At 76.7% G+C, this 1,458-nt stretch carries 3 protein-coding genes; 2 read left to right on the top strand and 1 reads right to left on the bottom strand.

From position 1 onward, the window contains the following. Window positions 1-590: trypsin-like serine protease (locus FV230_RS28255; RefSeq protein WP_147844713.1), on the bottom strand; the 590-nt coding region annotated here is incomplete at its 3' end. A gap of 36 nt (window positions 591-626) precedes the next feature. Between FV230_RS28255 and FV230_RS28250 the strand changes: the two genes are divergently transcribed. After that, window positions 627-1,184: a phage head-tail connector protein gene (locus FV230_RS28250; protein ID WP_147844712.1), complete on the top strand. Its 558-nt coding sequence runs from the start codon at window positions 627-629 to the stop codon at window positions 1,182-1,184. 63 nt (window positions 1,185-1,247) lie between these two features. Beyond that, the coding region (locus FV230_RS28245; protein WP_187275663.1) for a head-tail adaptor protein at window positions 1,248-1,458 on the top strand (211 nt) is incomplete at its 3' end.

Below are 1,458 nucleotides of genomic sequence, written 5' to 3'. Positions count from 1 at the left end.
GGTGTAGACCGGCCAGCCGTAGCCGTTGATCCAGACCGTATCGATGTCGGAGGCGCGCGGCTCGGGCCGTAGGGCTCGATCACCGGCAGGGCGACGCTGCGGAAGGTGCCGGTCGAGCGCGGGTCGCCGGGCCGCTCGGCGCCGTAGCCGGCCAGCGTCAGCGTCTCGCCGGCCCGCGGGCTCGCAGTGCTGAACGTCGCCGGGGAAAAGCGCGGCGGCAGCGGCGTCGCCGTGCGCAGCAGCGCGAGGTCGATCGAGCGCCGCCGGCCGGCGATCGCCCCGGCATCGTAGCCCGGATGGACCGCCCGGGCCGCGACCTCGACGAGGACCGGCTGCCCGGACGCGTCGCGGAAATGGATGCGGTGCTCGAGGCCCGCGCCGGCGCAATGACCGGCGGTGAGCACCGTGTCCGGCGCCACCACCACGGCGGAGCAGACCCCGCCCTTCGACGACAGCACCATCACCGCGCCCTCGGGCGTCGCCTCGGCGCCGCCGACCACGGCATGTACCGGCCCGCCGGCCCACGCCAGGGTCGCGAGCCACGCCAGGCCGATCGCGGCCGGGCGGGGAACGCGCTGTCCGAACACCATCGAGACCCCTCGATCCACGCTTCATGGAGATGCGCGATGATGCCGATACGCGTGGCCGGCGCCGTCGTCGAGCCGGTGAGCGTGCCCGAGCTGCGCGGCTACCTGCGCCTCGACCCGGACGACGCCACCGAGGACGACCTGCTCGCCGGCCTGATCGCGGCCGCCCGCAGCGAGGTCGAGGCCGAGACCCGGCGCATCCTCGTGCCCGGCACCTGGCGGATGGTGCTGGACCGGCTGCCCGCGGACGGGCGCGTGCCGGTGCCGCTGAGCCCCCTCGTCGCCCTGGTGCGCGCCGGGTTCTCCGCGGCGGATGGCGGCATCACCGAATTCGCCGCGGGCTCGGCGAGCCTCGCCGCCGACCGGATCGAGGCGCCGGGCCTGCTCTTCGCCGCGATCCCCGATGCGGCCGGGCGCGCCGTGCTGGTCGATCTCGTGGCCGGATACGGCGGCGACGGGCCTCCGATCCCGCCGCCGCTGAGGCTCGCCGTGCTGCGGCGCGCCGCCGCCCGGTACGAGCACCGCGGCGACGACGCCTTCTCGGACGGGGCCGACCTCGCATCGGCGACCGCGCCGTTCCGCCGGCTGCGGCTGTGATCCGCGCCGCCGGACGCGCTCGCCCGAACCCGCTTCGCGATTCCCCGTACCCCGGAGGCCACCATGCCCGACACCGTTCCGCGGGCGATCGGCACGCGCCGGCGCCGGCTCGTGCTGGAGCTGCCGGTGGACGAGCCCGACGGGTTCGGCGGCATCCTCCGGCGCTACGTCGCCGGGCCGGTGCTGTGGGGGGCGATCGAGCCGGTCGGCGCCGTCGAGCGCCTCCGCGGCGGGCGCGACGACAGCGTCGCGACCCACCGCATCACCCTGCGGG

The sequence above is a fragment of the Methylobacterium sp. WL6 genome, from assembly GCF_008040095.1.
Taxonomy (GTDB): Bacteria; Pseudomonadota; Alphaproteobacteria; order Rhizobiales; family Beijerinckiaceae; genus Methylobacterium.
This window is presented reverse-complemented; position numbering and strand designations above follow the sequence as displayed.

Excerpts from the sequence above, each read along its gene's own strand:
- FV230_RS28250 (WP_147844712.1), top strand. The coding sequence starts at position 627 with ATGATGCCGATACGCGTGGCCGGCGCCGTCGTCGAGCCGGTGAGCGTG.